Source organism: Chryseobacterium rhizoplanae (assembly GCF_900182655.1).
Lineage (GTDB): Bacteria > Bacteroidota > Bacteroidia > Flavobacteriales > Weeksellaceae > Chryseobacterium > Chryseobacterium rhizoplanae.
In genome coordinates this window covers 607,283-627,243 of sequence record NZ_FXTC01000001.1, presented here as the reverse complement: position 1 = coordinate 627,243, position 19,961 = coordinate 607,283, and the positions used below count along the sequence as shown (strand labels likewise).

Sequence of the window (19,961 nt, the reverse complement as noted above, 5' to 3'; positions counted from 1 at the left end):
GGATTCTCAAATACATTTGTTTTTTGTAAGTTTGCCTTCATCAATTTTTATGGCAGAATATATTCTTGACAACGTTAATATCACTACACTTTCCGTATATGACCTGCTGAAACATACCTCAGACAGTGCATTTATCGGAATCAGGGATTTCCACGAAATCTACCCTGCTGCTATTGAAAATAATACAGGAATATTTACAAAGCAATCTTCATTACAGGATTTCCCAATGGTCAGCATCAGCAAGGTTGGCAGTTCACTACTCTGCTCCTGCACGTGTGATAATCAGAAAAACCTACTTTGTTCTCATCAGGCAGAGATTATCCATTGTATCATAGAGGATAAAAATTACCGCTTGTTTTTTGATGATATGCTCCGTAAAAAAGCCATTCTTCCCAAAGCCAAAGCCTATGGGTTGGAAAATGAACCGGATCTGGATCAATATTTTCAGCTTGAATACAGCGATGGTAAAATTGAAATCCATCCTAAGATCAAGGAAATGCTTCCTGTAGATGAGGTGATGCTTCAAAAAGATCTTCTTCCACAGCTTCCGTCCAGACTGGATGAATTGGCTATACTGGAAACAGGAAAAAAACAGATATTGGTTATCGGTAAGCACCGTTATTATAACCATATGACCTTCTCCCTCATGGAAGCGGAAGTAACGCAGACAGGCAAGCTCAAAAATCCGGTGAATCCTGTAGATGCCATGCAGTTGATCTGGAAAGCTGAGAAACCTGCAGACATTAAATTTTATACAGCCATCACCTCTTTCCAGAATAATTATAATGAAGATTACAATCCTTCGGAACTGGAAGCTTTAAAACTTATTGTAAAGAATCCTTTGGGACTGGAGGTCTATTATCACGACCGGGAAATTGCAGAAACAGTGTCTGCAAAGTCACTTTCTCAGGTTGAATTAAATACTTTAGATGCCGAGGTTCAATTATCTGTATTTAAGAAAGATCCGTTTTACGAAATAACAGGGGAATTGTTATTTAATGATATTTCCGTCCCTTTTAAAAATATTGTTCTCAGAAATGAATATTTTGTATATAACCGAAACATTTTCAGCTTTGTAGATCATCCTGACATGCTCAGAATCATCAGGTTTTTTAAGGCTAATAATGAAATTTTACTGATCCATTCTTCAAAATATGAGGCATTCATGAAGGATATCCTCTCTACTATAGAAGAGCGTATTCATATAAATTACAACTATATACAAGCTGCAACGAAAGCACAGCTTGAAGATAAGAATTATCACACGGAAAGAGTCATTTACCTCCGTCAGCAGGAAAATTATATTGGCATTACTCCCGTTATGAAATACGGAGGTGTAGAAGTTCCTGTGTATTCCAGAAAGCAGCTTTTTGATACGGATCAGAATGGAAATCCATTTAAAATAGAAAGAAACGAACCGGCAGAGGCCCGCTTTACTTCATTGGTCATGCAGCAGCATCCTGATTTTGAAGAACAGATGGACGGCTATCAGTATTTTTATCTTCACAGGGATAAGTTCCTGGATAACAACTGGTTTCTTGGAGCATTTGATACATGGAGAAATGAAGGGATAACCATACTGGGCTTTAATGAATTAAAAAATAACAAATTAAATTCCCACCGGGCTAAAATCAATATTCAGATTACCAGTGGATTGGATTGGTTTAATGCTAAATTAAAAGTAGGTTTTGGACCCAAAGAAGCTTCTTTAAAACAACTTCACCGCTCGATCCGTAATAAAAGTAAATTCGTTCAGCTGGACGATGGCAGCCTGGGAATTCTCCCTGAAGAATGGATGGAAAAGATAGCCGCGTATTTTCATGCCGGAGAAATAGACGAAGAGTTCTTAAAGATTCCGAAAATTAATTTTACAGAGGTTACTTCTTTATTTGAAAAAGAAATCCTGAGTCAAGAGGTTCAGGAAGAACTCGCCACGTATTCTACGAAGTTCTCAAAAGTAAAAAATATTCCCAAAGTTAATATTCCGGCAGCGCTGAACGCTGAACTCAGGGATTATCAGCATGACGGACTGAACTGGCTTAATTTTCTTGATGGATTCAACTTTGGAGGGTGTCTTGCCGATGATATGGGACTTGGAAAAACCATTCAGATCATTGCTTTTATTCTGTCACAAAGGGAAAAACGAGGACACACCACGAATCTTATTGTAGTTCCTACTTCCCTGCTTTTCAACTGGCAGGAAGAGCTCAGCAGATTTGCACCTTCTATAAAAGTTCTGCTTCATTATGGTGCAGACAGACCCAAAACAACTGCTCACATGCAAGACTATGAAGTAGTTCTTACCACTTACGGAATGATGCTTTCGGATATCCGTTTTCTGAAAAGTTTTAATTTCAATTATGTATTTCTGGATGAATCACAGGTGATTAAAAACCCAAATTCAGAAAGATATAAAGCGGCAAGGCTGCTTCAATCGAGAAACAGAATTGTATTGACGGGTACACCTGTTGAAAACAGTACTTTTGACCTTTACAGCCAGCTTTCTTTTGCTTGTCCCGGGCTTTTGGGAAGTAAACAGTATTTTAAGGATATTTATGCCATTCCTATTGATAAATTTGAATACAGTAAACGGGCGTTAGAACTTCAGCAAAAGATAAAGCCCTTTATTCTCAGAAGAACCAAGAAACAGGTTGCAAAAGAGCTGCCTGAGAAAACAGAAACGGTCATCTACTGTGAAATGAATGCAGAACAGCGCAAGATATATGATGCTTACGAAAAGGAGCTTCGTGAATTTATTGCAGCGAATGATGACGATGATCTGAATAAGAACAGCATGCACGTCCTTACGGGTCTTACAAGGCTCAGACAGATCTGTAACTCTCCTGTGTTGATGAAAGAGGGATATTCCGGGGAAAATGCTGTGAAAATCGAGATTTTGATGGAACAGATCCTTGGAAAATCACAAGATCATAAAATCCTGGTTTTCTCACAGTTTGTCGGAATGCTTGATCTGATAAAGACAGAACTTGAACGCCACAATATTCAGTTTGAATATTTAACGGGACAAACTAAAGACAGAGGAGAAAAAGTGTCAAATTTCCAGAAAAATAAAGATATTCGTGTATTCCTGATCAGCTTAAAGGCTGGTGGTGTAGGTCTTAATCTTACTCAAGCAGATTATATCTATCTGGTAGACCCATGGTGGAATCCTGCAGCTGAAAACCAGGCTATTGACCGAAGCTACCGTATTGGACAAACCAAAAATGTAATTGCCGTAAGAATGATCTGCTCAAATACTGTAGAGGAAAAAATACTTACCCTTCAGAAAAAGAAAAAACAACTGGCTCAGAATCTGCTTACCACTGACGTAACAAAATTTCAGGGACTGTCAAAGCAGGATCTTATGGATTTATTGGAATCCGGCTCATAATATCTAAAAAGTAACAATTAAACCCATTACACTAAAAAAACCGACAGGCAAAGGACCTGTCGATTAAAAACAAAAATTGATATGGATATGATTTAGATATGATGTGTCTATTTTTTGATAATTTTTTCTGTGACAGTCTTTTGATTTTTTGTCAGGATTTTAATAAGATATGTTCCCGGAACAAAATGGTTCATAGAAACTGTCATGGAATTGCCTTCCAGCATCTTCTGCCCTGACATATTATAAATTTCATACTTCTCCAGCCCTTCTTTCATCCTGATTGTCACCGAATCTGCTGTCGGGTTCGGATATATTTTAACATGAGCTGAAGCATCTTTAGAAACTTCCATTGTTGAAAGGCTTTCCGGCTGAATATTAATCGTATAATCTTCTGCCTGCCCGATAAACCATCCTGAAGGACAAGGAAGATTTTCCAAAGTTCCCATCCATGAATCTGATTCATAGGCTTTCACCAATCTGAAACGGGTTTCTCCAAGCTGTGCTCCTGCCGGAATGGTAATGCTACCAGATGTAATTCCTGATTCCGGAGCAGGAACCGGATTGGAATTATCCAGATAGCCCAGGTTAAACCTCTCGTCTGCATCAAACTGATTATTATGGTTAAAATCAATATAAGTATACGCTGATACGGTATTCTGTCCATGGGTACCTCCTGTTACTGTTATAGGATAGGTATTTCCACGGTTAACAGTAAATACAGTTCCCGTAAAATTTTCAAGAACGTCTGAGTTACCATCAATAGCACTGTTTTTTATGGTTCCTGCAAATTCTACCTTGCTGATTTCGCTTACTGTAAGGCTGGTCACATTTTCAGCGCCACAATAAGGAGCCGGGAAATTCACTGCATTCCCTACAATGTTAACGGTATAATCTTCAGTCTGCCCCGCTCTTAAACCAGAATCACAGGCTGAACTGATAGAATTGGGAGCATTAGGATCTGAATAAGCCTGAACATTTGTATTCTTCAAAACCCGCATTCTTGTACTTCCATTGGCTGCAGTAGCAGGAACCACTATTATATTGTTGATCGTAAATGCATTGGCCGGATTGGCCGCTTCAAGTCTTCCAATGTAGAAACTTTCTCCGGCATCATCAAAATTACCATTCTGATTAAAGTCTATAAAAACAACTACATCACTGGGAAAAGTACTGGAAGGACCCGTTACAGATATATTATAATTATTTCCGGGCTGCAAATCTGTAGACATTGATGTAAAATTCTCATACATTTGCGCATTTCCGGACTGAACCGGCGATGAATTATTAATGTTTCCGAAAGTAACATTACTGATCATATTGCTGTCAGCTCCATACTGAAACACAGGCATGCAATATTGCAGTTGGGCATTCGCCAGTGTGCAAAGTACAATACCAGAAAGAGTAGTTATTTTTTTCATTTTTTGTTTAAATTTCCTGGGACAAATTTATATTTATTTAGAATGAATAAAAATAACAATGTAATGATATTTGTCAGTTTAATAAAAATAGATGTTTAATGAGCCAACGATACTTATTAAACAATTCCTTTTACTAATGGATACTCAACCTGTTATAAATAAAAAAGCTGTTTCTCAAATTTTGTTTTAAGAAACAGCTTTTTGTTATAAAAGAATAAAATCTAAGGAATTTTATATGTTTTAACTTATATTTTCAATGAGAACAACAGACGCTCCTCCCCCTCCGTTACAGATGGCAGCTATCCCCAATCTTCCTTTTTCCTGGCGAAGTACACTGACTAATGTTGTGATAATTCTTGCTCCTGAAGCACCAATCGGATGTCCCAAAGCAACCGCACCACCATATACATTCACTTTATTCAGGTCGTAACCCAAAATCTGCTGATTGGATAAGATAACAGAGGAATAAGCTTCATTAATCTCGAAATAATCAATATCAGATAAACTGAGACCTGTCTGTTTCAGTAACTTTTGAATGGCAACAGACGGAGAAGTGGTGAACCATTCCGGAGACTGAGCCGCATCTGCATACGCTACGATTCTGGCTAAGGGTTTCAAATTATGCTGCTGAACAGCTTCTGAAGATCCTAGTAGTATTGCTGCAGCTCCGTCATTCAGATTACTTGAGTTGGCGGCTGTTAATGTACCGTCTGCTTCAAATGCCGGTTTCAAGAGAGAAATCTTCTCCGGAATAAGTTTGTCAATATCTTCGTCTTTATCTACGATTATAGCGCCTTTTTTTCCTTCAATTGATATCTTGATCAGCTCATCGCTGAACTTGCCGCTTTTTGCCGCTTCCTGAGCCCGATGATAGGAAAACAAAGCGTATTCATCAAGCTGCTGACGTGTTAATCCATATTTTTTTACACCCAGTTCAGCGGCACTTCCCATATGGAAATCATTGTACACATCCCACAACCCATCTTTGATCACGCCATCAATAAGATGAGTGTCTCCGAGTTTTGTTCCCTGGCGAAGTTTAACGTAATGGGGAACATTGCTCATACTTTCCATTCCACCAGTCACGACAATATGTTCCAGACCAAGCTGAATCTGCTGTGCACCGATCATTGCAGACTTCATACCGGAAGCACAGACTTTATTTATCGTTGTGGCATCTTTATCTACTGGAATTCCTCCAAAAATAGCGGCCTGCCTTGCGGGAGATTGTCCCAGCCCGGCACTGAGTACATTTCCCATGTACACACTGTCTATATATTCCGGAGCCAACCTGATGTTTTCATAGGCATTTTTAATGGCAACTGCTCCAAGTTGAGGAGCTGTAAGTCCGGACAGGCTTCCCATAAAACCTCCTACTGGAGTTCGCTTTGCAGCTAATATAAATACTTCTTTCATTTGAAATTATTTTTAATACCGATTGGTATATATTTGGTTAAAAAAATCCTATTTTTTCACAAGGGAACAATACAAAGATAATGAAATATACCGATTGGTATATTAAAGATTTAAAAAAAACTTACTGTAATAAGTAAGATTTTAATTTTTATGTTCTGCTCAGCTGATCCAGTTTTTTAAGCAGCGTGGGCATTCTGTAAGCACCATGCATCTGTTCTACTTTCAGTTGAACTTCATCTACATTCATTCCTTTGGCTGTCACAAAAAGCGGTGTTTTACTTTCTCCACGGAACACACTTCTCCTTTCGGAATCAGGAGTTGTAAATTCATTTTTGGCGATCCCAATAATAGGACACTTTTCTTCTAATGCTTCATAAAGATGTCCGCCTAAGCCTATTTTTCCATCATTGTCAAGAGTAACATATCCGTCTACAATGATAATGTCTTCTGGTTTTAATACTATTTTCGCCAGTAAACTTAAAATACAGGGTAATTCTCTTTTGTAAAATGCACCACTTTCATATGCTGAGCTTACAGCAGTCTGTTCTATAAAAACTTCCACCTCTTTTTCAGACGTCCAATCTTCAAATGCAATACACACGGTATTGGCATAATCCTCATAATAATAGGTGTCAAATGCGTAAATCATATTTTATTCCTTAAAAAATTCACCGAAATGCCACAAAATCCCTGAAGGATCATGCACAAAACACTCTTTTCCCCATTCCATAGTTCTTACAGGGGAAAGTCTCACATTTTCATAGATATCTGTAAGCTTTAAAGATAAAAGTTCTTCCCAGAATTCATCTGTATTGGCTACCTCCATAAAGATCATAGTATTATCAACCCACTCTTTTGCATAATAATCCTGAAGGTAAAAGCCTGTTTCCTCCCATATAAACAGTGAAAGTTTGGGCTCCAGAACAACTTCTTCAAATCCGAGATCCTTATAAAAGTTTCTGCTGATCTCAAAATTCTGTGCCCCTATAAAAGGTCTGATGGATTTTAGTTTCGGTGTCATACTATTTTATTTTTCCAGTATTCATAGGTCATTTCAAACTTGATCTCTCCTTTTCCATGGGTTCCTGCTTCCTTCCAGCCAGATTTTCTGTAGAAATTCTCAGCCCGCGTTCCGGGAGAAGTACCAAGCCACAGATCGTCTTTCTTTTGTTCAAAATACCAGTTGAGCATGATGTCATGAAGTTTTCTGCCGATTCCCCGGTTTTCAAAATCAGGATGCACAAACAAAGCCCAGATATTGTTCTCTTTCAGATCTGCAATAGAAAAGCCTACAATCTGACCTTTTACCTCACTTACCCATCCTTTTCCTCTTTGAAAAAGAAATTCCTCACAATCTTTATCTGTAACCAATCCCGGATCTGATAATGTATTTTCTTTCACCGAATTTCTTACAACCTGAATCTGTGGAATATCTTCCGGTCTTGCTTCCCGAATTACTATATTCATGGTAATTTGTTGAAAAATGCTAAATCTTTTTACTCTTAATCCTTGTCAAGGTTTAAAACCTTGACAAGGATGATATCTGATTACTTTCTGTCAACCACAATTCTCTCTTCCCTATTGGCAATATCCCAGGCTGTCGTAAAGATAAGCTGGGTTCTTTTCTCCAATAGTTGATAATCAATCTTTTCAGGATCATCGCCTGGTTTATGATAATCTTCATGAATACCATCAAAGAAGAAGGCTACAGGAATATTATGTTTGGCAAAATTATAGTGATCTGAACGGTAATATAATTGTTCAGGATCATTCAAATCATCATACTTGTAATTAAGTTCAAGATTATTGGTTCTCTTATTGGCTGCTTCATTGATTACTTTAAGCTGAGAACTTAACATTTCAGAACCTATGACATATACATACTGCTTTCCTCTGTTAGCAGGATCATCACGTCCTATCATATCAATATTAAGATCAACAACGGTGTTGGCCAATGGGAAAACAGGATTTTCGGAATAGTATTCTGAACCAAACAACCCGTGCTCTTCTCCTGTAACATGCAGAAACAGGATAGATCTTTTAGGTCCTTTTCCTGCTTTTTTTGCCTGCTGGAATGCTTTTGCAATTTCCATTACGGCAACAGTTCCGCTTCCGTCGTCATCTGCTCCGTTGTACACCACTCCATTTTTTGTTCCTACATGGTCATAATGGGCAGAAACTACAACAATCTCGTCTGGTTTTTCGCTTCCTTCTATAAAAGCCAGAATATTTTCAGAATCAGGCAGGTTGCCTCCGCCTCTTTTTTTCATAAAATCAGATGGAACTTTCTGATAGTATGAACCTAATGCTTTCGGTCCGGCAATACCTAGATTTTTATAGTAATTAATCATATACTCTCCCGCTTTCTTCTGTCCTTTACTTCCTGTATCACGCCCTTCCATATCATCTGCTGCAATAACATACAGATTTTTCTTTAAATCTTCAGCGTTAATTACCTTGTATGCATTATTAAATGCCTTGCTGTGCTTTGTAGATACAGGATGTGAAGAATTTCCATCAGCCATTTTTGCCGTTCCACAACTGGTCATTACAGCCATGGCCAGTAACGGAATAAGTATTTTTTTCATAAAGAATAAATTTCTTAAAAATAACAAATTTTATTGAAACCCAACATGAGGGATCAAAATCACAGAATCGTATGTTACTCATTCTAAAATTAACAATAATTCAACACAAAGCCAATTGAGGTGTTAATTTTTTATTATATTTGATTACAATACAAAATAAGTGGATAAAATTTACGGATTTACTCATTATTCCTTTTTTACGGAAATGTCCGAGCTGGCAAACAGGCACGGAAGCTTTGATCTTTCTCTGGGCCTTCCCGATTTTGATATTGATGAACGCCTTAAAATATTTTTAAAAGAAGCTGCCGAAAAAGAGACTTATCATTATGAACCTCTTTCCGGCAATCCTCTCCTGATTGAAAGTATCATCCGTTTCAATGCAAAACGGACTAACAAAATTCCTGTTACCACTAAGGAAATAACCATTGTCCCATGTGCAACCTTTGCTTTATATACTTCTCTCAAATCCATTTTAAATCAATATGATGAAGTGATTATTATTCAGCCGTCTTATTACACCTATGGACCTGCTGTTGTAATGAATGGAGGAATTCCTGTTTATTATGATCTTGACGGCGATTTTACCATCAACTGGGATTTGTTTAAAAACTGTATTACTGAAAAAACCAGAGCTGTCATTGTCAACTCTCCCCAAAACCCAACCGGAAAAGTATGGAAAAAAGAAGACTGGAACCAATTGTATGAACTGATCAAGGACCGTAATATTTATTTGATTTCTGAAGAAATATATGATACGTATTGCTATGATGAAGCTGAGCATTACAGTTCTTTTATTCATTCTGGGCTTAGGGAAAAGACGTTCTGCATTTTTTCCTTTGGCAAAATGTTTCATACTTCCGGCTGGAAAGTGAGTTACATGTTTGCTTCTGAAGCTTTAACGACAAGATTTCAGTGCCATCAACAGTATATTTCTTACAGTGCCAGTGCTCCGGCACAATATGCCATCGCAAAGTATCTGGATGTATTCGACCCGGCTATCAATAAAGAGATAATGCAGAATAAAAGGGATATTTTTAATCAGTTGATTCAGGAAACTCCCCTGCAGATAGAACACCAGGCAGAAGGAAGTGTTTTTCAGGTGGTTAATTTCAGGAATATTTCGTCAACAATGACGGATGTAGAATTTTCAAAATGGCTTACGATTGAGAAAAAAGTGTCTTGTCTTCCGCTTTCGGCTTTTTACAACTCAAGACAGAATTCAGATTATGTCAGGTTTAGTTTTGCTAAAAAAGATGAACTGATTATCCAGGCTCTGGAACATTTAAAAAGAAATCTTTGATTTTTCTCACAGATTTGTTTTTTCCCACAGATTTCACGGATTTCCACAGATGATTGTAGATATCTATTCATTTGATTTCAATTTTCATGTTATCCCAAAATACAATAACAAAAGCACCGCCAAGGCAGTGCTTTTGTTGTATTGTAATGATTTTAAAGAGCCAGAACTCTTACATCAATTCTTCTGTTTTTCGCTTTACACTCATCGGTGTCATTGGCTTCACATACCGGATGCTGTGATCCGTAGCCTTCTGCTTCTACTCTGTCTGCAGCAACACCCAGCTCCAGTAATTTAAGTTTTGCAGTCTGCGCTCTCAGATTGGATAATTTAAGATTACTATCTTCATTACCGCTGTTGTCTGTGTATCCGCCTAATTTTATCTTCAAATCGGGATAAGCATTTAAGATTTCAGCTAAATTATTCAGCTGGAGTTCATATCCTGCTTTCAAATCGCTTGAGCCTGTTTCAAAATAAAGGTTTTCAATGGTGTACCATTTATTAGGATCTAAAGCCGATTTATCTTTCTGTTTTACCACATTATAAAGCTGGTACAGCTGACTTCCATCTCCTATGGCGATCGTTTTTCCTCCCTCCAGTTTTACTTTCTGAACATTTCCTGTTTCATAGACAAAGTCTCCGTTTTCATTAAGATGCCCTTTAATCTCTCCCGGAACTACAGCAATTATTTTGGCATCTGCACTTGTTGCAGCACTGGTAACCCCTGTAAGACTTTCTATTTTTGCTTTTCTGTTGGCCTCTATTTTATCTTTATGTAAAACCGCTAAAGTAGGTGCAATTACCAAAGAAACGATAGACATTAATTTGATCAGAATATTCATAGATGGTCCGGAAGTATCTTTAAACGGATCTCCAACGGTATCACCTGTTACAGATGCTTTATGTGGCTCTGAACCTTTGTAATAGGTCTGTCCATTAATATCTACTCCTTTTTCAAATGATTTTTTAGCATTATCCCAGGCACCTCCTGCATTATTCTGAAACATTCCCATCAACACACCACACACCGTAGCACCAGCCAAGAATCCACCCAATACTTCAGGTCCGAAAATAAATCCGATCAAAAGTGGGGAAATAATTGCTATAGCACCAGGAAGCATCATTTTTCTGATGGAGGCATCTGTGGAGATCGCAACACATTTTTCATATTCAGGTTGTGCTTTTCCTTCTAAGATTCCGGGAATTTCACGGAACTGTCTTCTTACTTCTTCTACCATGGCCATGGCAGCCTGCCCAACTGCAGTGATTGCCAGTGATGAAAAGATAAACGGAATCATTCCGCCAACAAACAGACCGGCCAGAACATCTGCCCTGTAAATATCAATTCCGTCAATTCCTGCAATTCCAACAAAAGCTGCAAATAACGCTAATGCTGTTAAAGCTGCTGAAGCAATGGCAAATCCTTTTCCGGTAGCGGCAGTTGTATTTCCTACAGCATCCAGGATATCTGTTTTTTCACGTACATCCTTAGGAAGTTCACTCATTTCGGCAATACCGCCGGCATTATCAGCAATTGGCCCAAAGGCATCAATCGCCAGCTGCATCGCTGTAGTAGCCATCATTCCTGCTGCTGCAATAGCAACACCATAAAGTCCGGCACACAGATAAGATCCATAGATTCCGCCTGCCAGCACAATAATCGGAAGTAAAGTAGATTCCATACCAACGGAAAGCCCTCCGATAATATTAGTTGCATGGCCTGTAGAAGACTGTCTCACAATACTGGAAACCGGTCTTTTACCCATTGCGGTATAATATTCTGTTATGATACTCATTAAAGTTCCTACGACCAAACCTACCATTATCGCTCCGAATACTCCCATTTTAGTAAATTCATGACCTCTTAGAACCATTTTTTCAGGAAGGATATACGTTACCAGGAAGTAGGATGAAATGGCTGTAATAACAATACTGCCCCAGTTTCCAAGGTTTAAAGCATTCTGTACACTGGAAGTGGATGAGCCTTCATTGTCATTAATTTTCACAAATAAAGTTCCGATCATTGAAAATATAATTCCTGTTCCTGCAATCAGCATCGGTAAAAGGATTGGAGCAAAACCTCCGAAAGCGTCATCAGAAATAGTTTCTCTACCTAACACCATGGTTGCCAGAACTGTTGCAACATAAGACCCGAAAAGGTCAGCTCCCATTCCTGCTACATCTCCTACGTTATCTCCTACGTTATCAGCAATCGTTGCAGGATTTCGGGGATCATCTTCAGGAATACCTGCCTCAACTTTTCCAACAAGGTCAGCACCTACATCTGCCGCTTTTGTATAAATACCTCCTCCTACTCTTGCAAAAAGTGCTATGGATTCTGCCCCAAGAGAAAATCCGGTAAGAATTTCAATAGTCTTTTCCATTTCGTGGGAATCTACTGTGGCATCAGGTGCAAAAATTTGCTTAATAATAAGAAATAATGCTCCTAAGCCTAAAACAGCAAGTCCGGCAACCCCCATTCCCATAACGGAACCTCCTGTAAAAGATACTTTAAGCGCTTTCGACAGTGAAGTTCTTGCGGCTTCTGCCGTCCTGACATTGGCTTTGGTAGCAATTTTCATCCCGATAAAACCTGCTAATGCGGAAAATACCGCTCCTACAGCAAAGGCAATACCGATACTCCAATGTGAATTGGCATTGCTTGATCCCATTATGGCAAGTAAAATGGCGACTACCACCACGAAGTACATTAAGATTTTATATTCAGCCTTTAGAAAAGCCATTGCACCGTCTGCAATATGACCGCTGATTATTTTCATTTTTTCATTTCCGGCATTCTGTTTATTGACCCAGTTGCTCTGAAGAAATGTATAAAGCAAAGCTATGACACCAAAAATTGGCACTAACACAAATAGATCCATAGTTTATTATTTTATATTAAAAAATTGAGATTAGTCTTATAAATATAATGAAATTATAAACATATAATAAAATTCACTAATAATAATCTATTATTTTATAAATTTGTTTCTCACCATGATTTGAATTAATTATTTATGAAAAGAATACTATATACTCTTTTTTTATCTGCAGGCATAAGCAGCTGCCATCACAAGATTCCACAAGAGAAAGCTGAGATACTTTATTTTGGAGGTCCCATTATAACAATGGAGGACGCTTCTCCCCAGGTTGAAGCTGTAGCAGTTAAAGATGGTAAAATACTTTTTGCCGGAACAAAATCGGATGCAGAGCGTTTTTCAGAGCCCGCCACCAAAATGATTAATCTCAATGGAAAAACTCTTCTTCCCGGGTTTATAGATGTTCATGGGCATCTTACTTCAAGAGCCGGGACTATGGATGCTGTAGACCTATCTCCGGAACCTTATGGTACCGTGAATTCAATTAAAGATTTACAGATTACGGTTAAGAACTACATTAAAGAGAATAAAATTACAGCTAAGCAGCCAATTATCGGAAATGGTTATGATGATGCGATTATGACAGAACACCGTCATCCTACAAAAACAGAACTGGATGCCATCAGTAAAACCAATCCTGTTATTGTTATTCATGCCTCAGGGCATGCCAGCGTAGCAAACAGTGCAATGCTACAACTTCTGGGAATAACAGAATCATCAATAGATCCTGAAGGAGGACACATCGGAAGGGATAAGAAAACAGGGAAACTGAATGGGAAATTAGAAGAGAACGCGAGTTTCACTGCTTTATTGACCTTAACGGAAAAAATGAATAAAGGCAAAGACACCCAGGCTCATGCGATGGAAAATCTGATGAAAGCCCAGGATGAATGGCTCAGCTATGGACAGACCACTATCTGTGACGGGAGAACGATGGGAGAAAGTGTAACTCTGTTAGAAAAAGCAGCGTCTCAACATCTTCTTAAAGCCGATGTCGTTTACTTTCCCGATTATGAATATTTCAAAAAGGATTTCAGCCGCTTCAAACCAAAGTATATGAAATATGAAAATCGCCTGAAACTGGCCGGGTTCAAATTTTCTGATGATGGTTCTCCACAAGGAAAAACGGCCTGGCTAACTCAACCTTATTTAGTTCCACCTGAAGGCCAGTCTAAAGACTACAAAGGATTTCCCATTTTTACGGATGAAACTTTATATAACGATCTGAAAACACTTTTCAAAAACCATATCACCGCACAGCTTCATGTGAATGGAGATGCTGCAATAGATCAGGCAATCCGGGTTATTAAAAGGTTAAAAGATGAAAACATTTACAAACCGGAATTGCGGGCAACGTTAATTCATGTACAAAACAGCCGTCCCGATCATATTCAAAAAATAAAAGAATTAGGAGTAATTCCCTCTTACTTTTCTACTCATACCTATTTATGGGGAGATTGGCATTACTCAAGTGTTTTTGGTCCTGAAAGGGCTGCTTTTATAAGTCCGGCCAACTCGGCATTAAAAGCAGGAATTACGTTTACCATCCATCATGATTCTCCGGTTACCCCACCCGATTTGATTACCGCTGTCTATGCAGCCGTGAATAGAAAAACACGTTCAGGAATGATTTTAGGACCCAATGAAAGAATTACTATAATTGAAGCTTTAAAAGCAATTACCATTAATGGAGCTTATCAATTGCAGGAAGAAGATAGAAAAGGGTCTGTTAAAGCAGGTAAACTGGCAGACTTTGTCATTCTGGATCAGAATCCTTTAACGATAAGTCCTGAAAATCTCAGAAACATTCAAGTTCTTGAAACCATAAAAGAAGGAAATTCCGTATACAAAAGAAACTAAATCTGTTGAGGCAGAACAAAATATCCACAAAAAAAGCAGATGAATCTTCATCTGCTTTTTTGTATCCTTTAGGAAGAAAATATTATCCTCCGAATTTATCTGCGTAGTCTGTTTGAGAAGCTTTGATCACTTTTCTAGCATGCTCAGCTCCGTAAACCTCCTGAATTCTACATTTTGCAGGCTCATCTGGCAGGTTTTTATACGTAAGGAAATAGTGCATTAATCTTCTTACTTCAGCTTCCGGTAATTCAGCAATATCTCTGAAGTGTCCGAAAGCGTGGTCATTGATCATTACTGCGACAATTTTATCATCAGCTTCTCCTCCGTCGATCATTTTGAAACCTCCGATTGGAATAGCTTCCATCAATAAACCTCCGGCATGGATATTGTGAGAACTTAAAACACAAATATCAAGAGGGTCATGATCTCCCATTGTAACATCCGTAGCTCCTGCTTCTACAGCAAGTTTCATCACTTCATTATCACAGTATGTTCTTGGAACAAAACCATATAAAGCAGGGATGATGTTAGAAAATTTCTGTGGTCTGTCTACCTTTAAGTATCCTGTTTCTTTATCTACTTCATATTTAATAGTATCTGAAGGAACAATTTCCACAAATACGTTTACAACATTTGGCGCATCTTCTCCTGCAGAAATTCCGTGCCATGGATGTGCTTTAAAATTTGGAATCATTATTTATCTGTTATTTTTTAAGTTATTATTAAAATTTCTTTTCTTAAATCTTCTATTGTTTCCACAATATAATCGTTGCCTTCCATATAGTTCATGATGAAAATCGTCTTGAATTCATCCAGCTGAACCTCTCCTTTCAATCCGTCATAGGTTTTGTGAAGCAGTTCTATGATGGCATTTTTAGAGTCTACGATATTCTTCCATGAATTTTTTGTGATGTATAACTGCTGTGAGGAGTTATATTCAAATTCTTCATTGATTGTTTTTTCGGTAAGGAAAATAAACTCATGAACGGCTAATTCTCTATCAAATCTCTGGATAAGATTTGATGGCTTCATTCTGTCCAGAAACAAAGTCATTCTTTCGTAAGAATGTGCTTTATTCTCTGAATTAGATTTCACGGTGAGTAGTTTGATTTCCTGGTTTTTAAGGGTAATGTACGAGTGTACAAATTGTCTGAGCAAAACCAGAAAAGGAATTGCAATAATCAATGCAAATGCATACGGTAGATATCCTGAGAGACTCGTCATAATTTTAGACTGCAAAATTACTAATTATTTTCCGTCTTCTAAAGAGTTTTTAAAGATATCCACTTTAGAATTTTGTATATAAACTAATGCCAACATAATTATAAGATAAAAGCCCAGCATCATCCTGTTTGCTAAAGACGGGAAAACCAGGAATCTCATCATGACCGTTCCATAAATAATTGCAAAAAATAAGATCTGAGCCTGTTTTTTTTTATTATAAAATGAAAAATTATTTGCCAGAATAATGATTATAAAGATCAACAGAACCGGAAAATAGGAAGCGTTGAACTCCAGCATTATTTTACTTTTAATAAAATGAATATAATCTGAAAAGATAAACGGATCAGGCTGTGACACAGGATAGATCTGAACTTTAATAAACTGATTCATAAAGAGTGTAGACCATGAAACCTGGTTAAAAGCCTGTATTAAAAAGAAGGATAGAAACAGATATCCGTATGATATCAATAATGGAGCTGTTTTCACTTTAAGCCTGTTTCTATAAAGATAAATAAGGCCATACAGGAAAGAATAAAAAATAAAATACTCCGGTCTTGTCAGAATGCACAGCATAGCAAAGATACCTGCAAGAAATAAATTTCTTCTAAATAAAAATACATAGAAGCTCAAAAGCAACATCAGGCATGATAAAGAATCTGCAGAGACATGTCTGGCTGCTTCCGGAAAAGGTTTGAACAGGGAAATTAAAATCGTGATGATAAAAGCAAGAGGATAATTTTTCAGAATTTTTATCAGAAAACTAAAAATCAGGACAAGACTTAAAGCGTAAGAAATCACTGAAATTAAAGAGTTGGAAGCAGACGCACTAAAACCCAATTTAAAGAATGACCAATTGATGAAGTTATAAAAAGGTTTCACCACAAAAAGCTGCAACTCTTCTTCATAAGCTTTAGGATTTTGTGACAATATTTTATAATAAGCACTCTCCCCTTTCGACACTTCTTCCACCATTGGATCTACAGGTCCTAATCCCGCAAAATCAGGATTCTTTTCCCGTAATTCATCATATACTTTCTGATGAATCTCTTCAATTTTCATATCGGGATATTCTGTTTTATAAATCAGCCCCATATAAGCTTCCATATCCGTATTGTAATAATGGTTGGTATATAGGTAGTATGACATAAAGCATACATAGATTGAAAATATAAAAACAAGAATATTTTCCCTTTTTTTCATACGTTGATATTATAAGTATACAAATGTAAAAAAACTATCATTTAAACTTATATTCTTATGAAAAGCTTTTATAATAAAGGATAAACCTGTATTAAAGTTCAAAAAGCGCCGGCCTTTGGGTTACTTCATGATAGCACACACTATTTTCATCAAAGAAATGATAAACAAGACTTTTTCTCGTTCTGTTTTTATCCGTATGCGGCTCTCCTCCATGAAGAATATTGGCATGCCAGATTAATAAATCTCCTTTTTTGGCCTTGAAAATTTCTTTTTTCAATCCAAGCTCTTTTACCTTATCCTCAAGAAATGTCTCATAGGCTCTATAGCTTTTCTTACCTATTTTCAGGGCCGTCCCTTCATTATCATAATCAGAATTCAGGAAATAAGGAAGTTTATGGCTTTTGGGAATATAATGCAAAGCTCCGTTGCTTTCATCCACATCTTCCAATGCAATCCATACTCCCAACAACCCTCCCAAAGGATAAGTCGTCATGTGGATACTATCTGAATGCGTTTTTTGCTGGCTTCCGTTGATGAAGTTGATACTTTGGAAAAGTTTGGATTTCCCGTCCAGTAAAACAGATAAAAAGTCTAGCAATTCTTTGTCACTTCCGATATTTTTAATGATTTCTGAATGATGGATAGCAAACATCAGTTTTCCTCCATAAATAAATTTCAGTGTACCATCTTCCATCAGCTTATCAATTTCAGTATTGATCTGATCTGCCGTTTCCGGAGTCAGAAAATTTCTCAGAATCATGTAACCATTATCATCATACTGAAGAGCACTTTCTTTATTCTCTTCCGTAAGCTTCTTGAAAAAAGGAGTTTCTGTCAGTTTTGCATAATCCACCCCTCTATTGCTGGCGGGAAGATGGGCAAAATCTTTACTCGAAATACTTGAAAAATAGTTCTTATTGATTCCGTATTTTTTATACAATGGAATATTATGCTTTAATTTACTCTTTTTAAATAAGTTATAAAGCATATATGATAATTTGTACTGACGAATCTGTTGTAACATAACTGTTTTAACTAAGGATTTTATAAAGTTACGGAATATTACTTAATTAGAACCAATCTAAACAATGCTTTTCATCATAAAAATGATTTCCTTCTTATGATAAGATATCCTAATTTTTTAAAAAGATTCTTTTTTGAATTTTCAATAATTCCATAGGGTCTCAATTCCGGGCGGAAGCCTCTGAAAAACTCTTCAATATTGGGTAATTCACCTCCTTCAAAATCAAAAATATGGGTTTCGATATTTTCTTTAATGATATGATCAATCAATACGGAAGCACCTGATAATCTGACATACTCTTTATCATTAAAATTACCTAAAAGCGCCACCATATTACAGTCCGAATAGGTTGCAATTACATTAACAATTTTATGCTGGTAATAAAAAGCAGTGAATTTCAGATAATTCAGCTTGTGAAAAGTTTCAAAAATCCTCATGAATTCATGCAGGTCGTTGTCTTTACTCAGCCCTATCGTATTGGCTTCTATAAAAGTTTTTGCTTTGTCAAAAGAAATGGTTTTGATTTCTGATTCCTTTAAAACGTCCTCATCTAAACGCAGCTTTCTTTTTCTCTTGGGAGAATAGTTATTGCGTACTTTCTCGTAAGGTGCAGGATATAATAAAAAGTTCTTCTTGATTCTGATCTTTGTACGAAGCTGGTTTACGTCATTAAACGGATAGGCTCTGATCATATAATTCTTTTCCAGATATTCTAAAAAAGCCTCATTAAGGTTTACATCATCTTTAGCGGAAAAAACACCGAGCTGCTGGCAAAGTTTCGGGTTGTGAACAATTTTCATCCCATATTTTCTTACAAAAGGTACGGGCATCACAGCCTCATAATCTTTATAAACCAGAATTTCCCACGGCATCGTCGAAGTTGTATCTAAAAAATCTTTTGTAGCAGAATATTTTCTTTGTTCGGAGTTTTCTAAACATTGAGCATATTTTACAAAATCAATTTCATGGTATTTTAATCTTCTAATCATAGTAATCCGGCGTCCGAGAAACTAAAATAGGTATCCTGCGTGACAATAATATGGTCCAGAAGCTGGATACTTAATATGTTTCCTGCTTCTTTTATTTTTTGTGTAATGCTAATATCTTCCCTGCTTGGTTTTAAGCTGCCGGAAGGATGATTGTGAGCAATGATAATGCCTGTTGAAAAATGTTCCAGTGCTGTTTTATACAGAATTCTGACATCTACGATAGACTGACTGATTCCTCCTTGTGTAAGCTGTGATACATGAATCACTTTATTACTGTTGTTAAGGAAAATAGCCCAGAACTCTTCTGTTCTTAAGTCCGAAAGCTGATTTTTAAGAATAAGATAGGCATCATTACTGTTACCAATTACAGTTTTCTCAGGAATTTCCTGTACTGTTCTTCTTTTCCCGATTTCTAAAGCTGAAATGATCGAAATCGCTTTTGTGATTCCGATTCCTTTGAATTTCATCAGATCTTTAACGGAAAGCAAGCTCAGCTGATGCCAGCTATTATCTACAGAGTTTAAGATTTTTCTTGCCAGCTCTATGACATTTTCATCTTTATTTCCACTTCCCATAATGATGGCTAACAGTTCAGAATCAGAAAGTGAGCTTTTGCCTTTCTGCAAAAACTTTTCTCTGGGTCTGTCATCTTCTGCAAGAAATTTTATAGCCATT

At 37.1% G+C, this 19,961-nt stretch carries 16 protein-coding genes; 3 read left to right on the top strand and 13 right to left on the bottom strand.

Annotated features, from left to right (window positions below; translation table 11 throughout):
• Nucleotides 1-49: 49 nt before the first annotated feature.
• Complete coding sequence (locus FN817_RS02750; protein ID WP_142716607.1) at nucleotides 50-3,391, top strand: DEAD/DEAH box helicase; 3,342 nt, start codon at nucleotides 50-52, stop codon at nucleotides 3,389-3,391.
• A gap of 107 nt (nucleotides 3,392-3,498) precedes the next feature.
• Here the strand turns inward: FN817_RS02750 and FN817_RS02745 are convergent, their stop codons facing one another.
• From FN817_RS02745 to FN817_RS02720, 6 genes are all read right to left on the bottom strand, one after another.
• Nucleotides 3,499-4,809, bottom strand: coding sequence for a T9SS type A sorting domain-containing protein (locus FN817_RS02745; RefSeq protein WP_142716606.1), 1,311 nt, complete (start codon nucleotides 4,807-4,809; stop codon nucleotides 3,499-3,501).
• A gap of 240 nt (nucleotides 4,810-5,049) precedes the next feature.
• Nucleotides 5,050-6,225 carry an acetyl-CoA C-acyltransferase gene (locus FN817_RS02740; RefSeq protein ID WP_142716605.1) on the bottom strand — a complete coding sequence of 392 codons (1,176 nt, stop codon included), beginning with the start codon at nucleotides 6,223-6,225 and terminating at the stop codon, nucleotides 5,050-5,052.
• Nucleotides 6,226-6,373: 148 nt separating this feature from the next.
• On the bottom strand, nucleotides 6,374-6,874 hold the full coding sequence (locus tag FN817_RS02735; protein WP_142716604.1) for an endonuclease V: 501 nt from the start codon (nucleotides 6,872-6,874) through the stop codon (nucleotides 6,374-6,376).
• A 3-nt stretch (nucleotides 6,875-6,877) separates the two neighbouring features.
• Nucleotides 6,878-7,246, bottom strand: a complete 369-nt coding sequence (locus FN817_RS02730; protein ID WP_142716603.1) for a VOC family protein — start codon at nucleotides 7,244-7,246, stop codon at nucleotides 6,878-6,880.
• Complete coding sequence (locus tag FN817_RS02725) at nucleotides 7,243-7,692, bottom strand: GNAT family N-acetyltransferase (protein ID WP_228451451.1); 450 nt, start codon at nucleotides 7,690-7,692, stop codon at nucleotides 7,243-7,245. The genes FN817_RS02730 and FN817_RS02725 overlap by 4 nt, the downstream gene beginning before the upstream one ends.
• A gap of 80 nt (nucleotides 7,693-7,772) precedes the next feature.
• A complete protein-coding gene (locus tag FN817_RS02720; RefSeq protein WP_142716602.1) occupies nucleotides 7,773-8,813 on the bottom strand; it encodes a M28 family metallopeptidase in 1,041 nt (346 codons plus the stop codon).
• 160 nt (nucleotides 8,814-8,973) lie between these two features.
• Between FN817_RS02720 and FN817_RS02715 the strand changes: the two genes are divergently transcribed.
• Nucleotides 8,974-10,113 carry an aminotransferase class I/II-fold pyridoxal phosphate-dependent enzyme gene (locus FN817_RS02715; protein WP_142716601.1) on the top strand — a complete coding sequence of 380 codons (1,140 nt, stop codon included), beginning with the start codon at nucleotides 8,974-8,976 and terminating at the stop codon, nucleotides 10,111-10,113.
• 152 nt (nucleotides 10,114-10,265) lie between these two features.
• Here the strand turns inward: FN817_RS02715 and FN817_RS02710 are convergent, their stop codons facing one another.
• Nucleotides 10,266-12,992, bottom strand: coding sequence for a sodium-translocating pyrophosphatase (locus FN817_RS02710; RefSeq protein WP_142716600.1), 2,727 nt, complete (start codon nucleotides 12,990-12,992; stop codon nucleotides 10,266-10,268).
• A gap of 135 nt (nucleotides 12,993-13,127) precedes the next feature.
• Here FN817_RS02710 and FN817_RS02705 point away from each other — a divergent pair, with 135 nt between their 5' ends.
• Nucleotides 13,128-14,849 carry an amidohydrolase gene (locus FN817_RS02705; protein ID WP_142716599.1) on the top strand — a complete coding sequence of 574 codons (1,722 nt, stop codon included), beginning with the start codon at nucleotides 13,128-13,130 and terminating at the stop codon, nucleotides 14,847-14,849.
• A gap of 82 nt (nucleotides 14,850-14,931) precedes the next feature.
• Here FN817_RS02705 and FN817_RS02700 read toward each other — a convergent pair whose 3' ends face one another.
• From FN817_RS02700 to radC, 6 genes are all read right to left on the bottom strand, one after another.
• Complete coding sequence (locus tag FN817_RS02700) at nucleotides 14,932-15,543, bottom strand: inorganic pyrophosphatase (protein ID WP_047422742.1); 612 nt, start codon at nucleotides 15,541-15,543, stop codon at nucleotides 14,932-14,934.
• Nucleotides 15,544-15,560: 17 nt separating this feature from the next.
• The gene (locus FN817_RS02695) at nucleotides 15,561-16,073 is read right to left on the bottom strand and encodes a DUF7935 family protein (RefSeq protein WP_047375228.1); all 513 of its coding nucleotides are present in this window, start codon (nucleotides 16,071-16,073) and stop codon (nucleotides 15,561-15,563) included.
• Nucleotides 16,074-16,097: 24 nt separating this feature from the next.
• Entirely contained in the window at nucleotides 16,098-17,219 is a 1,122-nt protein-coding gene (locus tag FN817_RS02690; RefSeq protein WP_167498801.1) for a hypothetical protein, read from the bottom strand.
• Between the two features lie 145 nt (nucleotides 17,220-17,364).
• Nucleotides 17,365-18,297, bottom strand: coding sequence for a phytanoyl-CoA dioxygenase family protein (locus tag FN817_RS02685; RefSeq protein WP_142716597.1), 933 nt, complete (start codon nucleotides 18,295-18,297; stop codon nucleotides 17,365-17,367).
• Nucleotides 18,298-18,371: 74 nt separating this feature from the next.
• Complete coding sequence (locus FN817_RS02680; protein ID WP_142716596.1) at nucleotides 18,372-19,286, bottom strand: hypothetical protein; 915 nt, start codon at nucleotides 19,284-19,286, stop codon at nucleotides 18,372-18,374.
• Nucleotides 19,283-19,960, bottom strand: coding sequence for a RadC family protein (gene radC / locus FN817_RS02675; RefSeq protein ID WP_142716595.1), 678 nt, complete (start codon nucleotides 19,958-19,960; stop codon nucleotides 19,283-19,285). Before radC ends, FN817_RS02680 begins: the two co-directional genes overlap by 4 nt.
• Nucleotide 19,961: the final 1 nt, after the last annotated feature.

Excerpts from the sequence above, each read along its gene's own strand:
- FN817_RS02725 (WP_228451451.1), bottom strand. The coding sequence starts at position 7,692 with ATGAATATAGTAATTCGGGAAGCAAGACCGGAAGATATTCCACAGATT.
- FN817_RS02750 (WP_142716607.1), top strand. The coding sequence starts at position 50 with ATGGCAGAATATATTCTTGACAACGTTAATATCACTACACTTTCCGTA.
- FN817_RS02730 (WP_142716603.1), bottom strand. The coding sequence starts at position 7,246 with ATGACACCGAAACTAAAATCCATCAGACCTTTTATAGGGGCACAGAAT.
- FN817_RS02720 (WP_142716602.1), bottom strand. The coding sequence starts at position 8,813 with ATGAAAAAAATACTTATTCCGTTACTGGCCATGGCTGTAATGACCAGT.
- FN817_RS02735 (WP_142716604.1), bottom strand. The coding sequence starts at position 6,874 with ATGATTTACGCATTTGACACCTATTATTATGAGGATTATGCCAATACC.
- FN817_RS02685 (WP_142716597.1), bottom strand. The coding sequence starts at position 18,297 with ATGTTACAACAGATTCGTCAGTACAAATTATCATATATGCTTTATAAC.
- FN817_RS02690 (WP_167498801.1), bottom strand. The coding sequence starts at position 17,219 with ATGTCATACTACCTATATACCAACCATTATTACAATACGGATATGGAA.
- FN817_RS02745 (WP_142716606.1), bottom strand. The coding sequence starts at position 4,809 with ATGAAAAAAATAACTACTCTTTCTGGTATTGTACTTTGCACACTGGCG.
- FN817_RS02705 (WP_142716599.1), top strand. The coding sequence starts at position 13,128 with ATGAAAAGAATACTATATACTCTTTTTTTATCTGCAGGCATAAGCAGC.
- FN817_RS02680 (WP_142716596.1), bottom strand. The coding sequence starts at position 19,286 with ATGATTAGAAGATTAAAATACCATGAAATTGATTTTGTAAAATATGCT.
- FN817_RS02700 (WP_047422742.1), bottom strand. The coding sequence starts at position 15,543 with ATGATTCCAAATTTTAAAGCACATCCATGGCACGGAATTTCTGCAGGA.
- FN817_RS02710 (WP_142716600.1), bottom strand. The coding sequence starts at position 12,992 with ATGGATCTATTTGTGTTAGTGCCAATTTTTGGTGTCATAGCTTTGCTT.
- FN817_RS02740 (WP_142716605.1), bottom strand. The coding sequence starts at position 6,225 with ATGAAAGAAGTATTTATATTAGCTGCAAAGCGAACTCCAGTAGGAGGT.
- radC (WP_142716595.1), bottom strand. The coding sequence starts at position 19,960 with ATGGCTATAAAATTTCTTGCAGAAGATGACAGACCCAGAGAAAAGTTT.
- FN817_RS02695 (WP_047375228.1), bottom strand. The coding sequence starts at position 16,073 with ATGACGAGTCTCTCAGGATATCTACCGTATGCATTTGCATTGATTATT.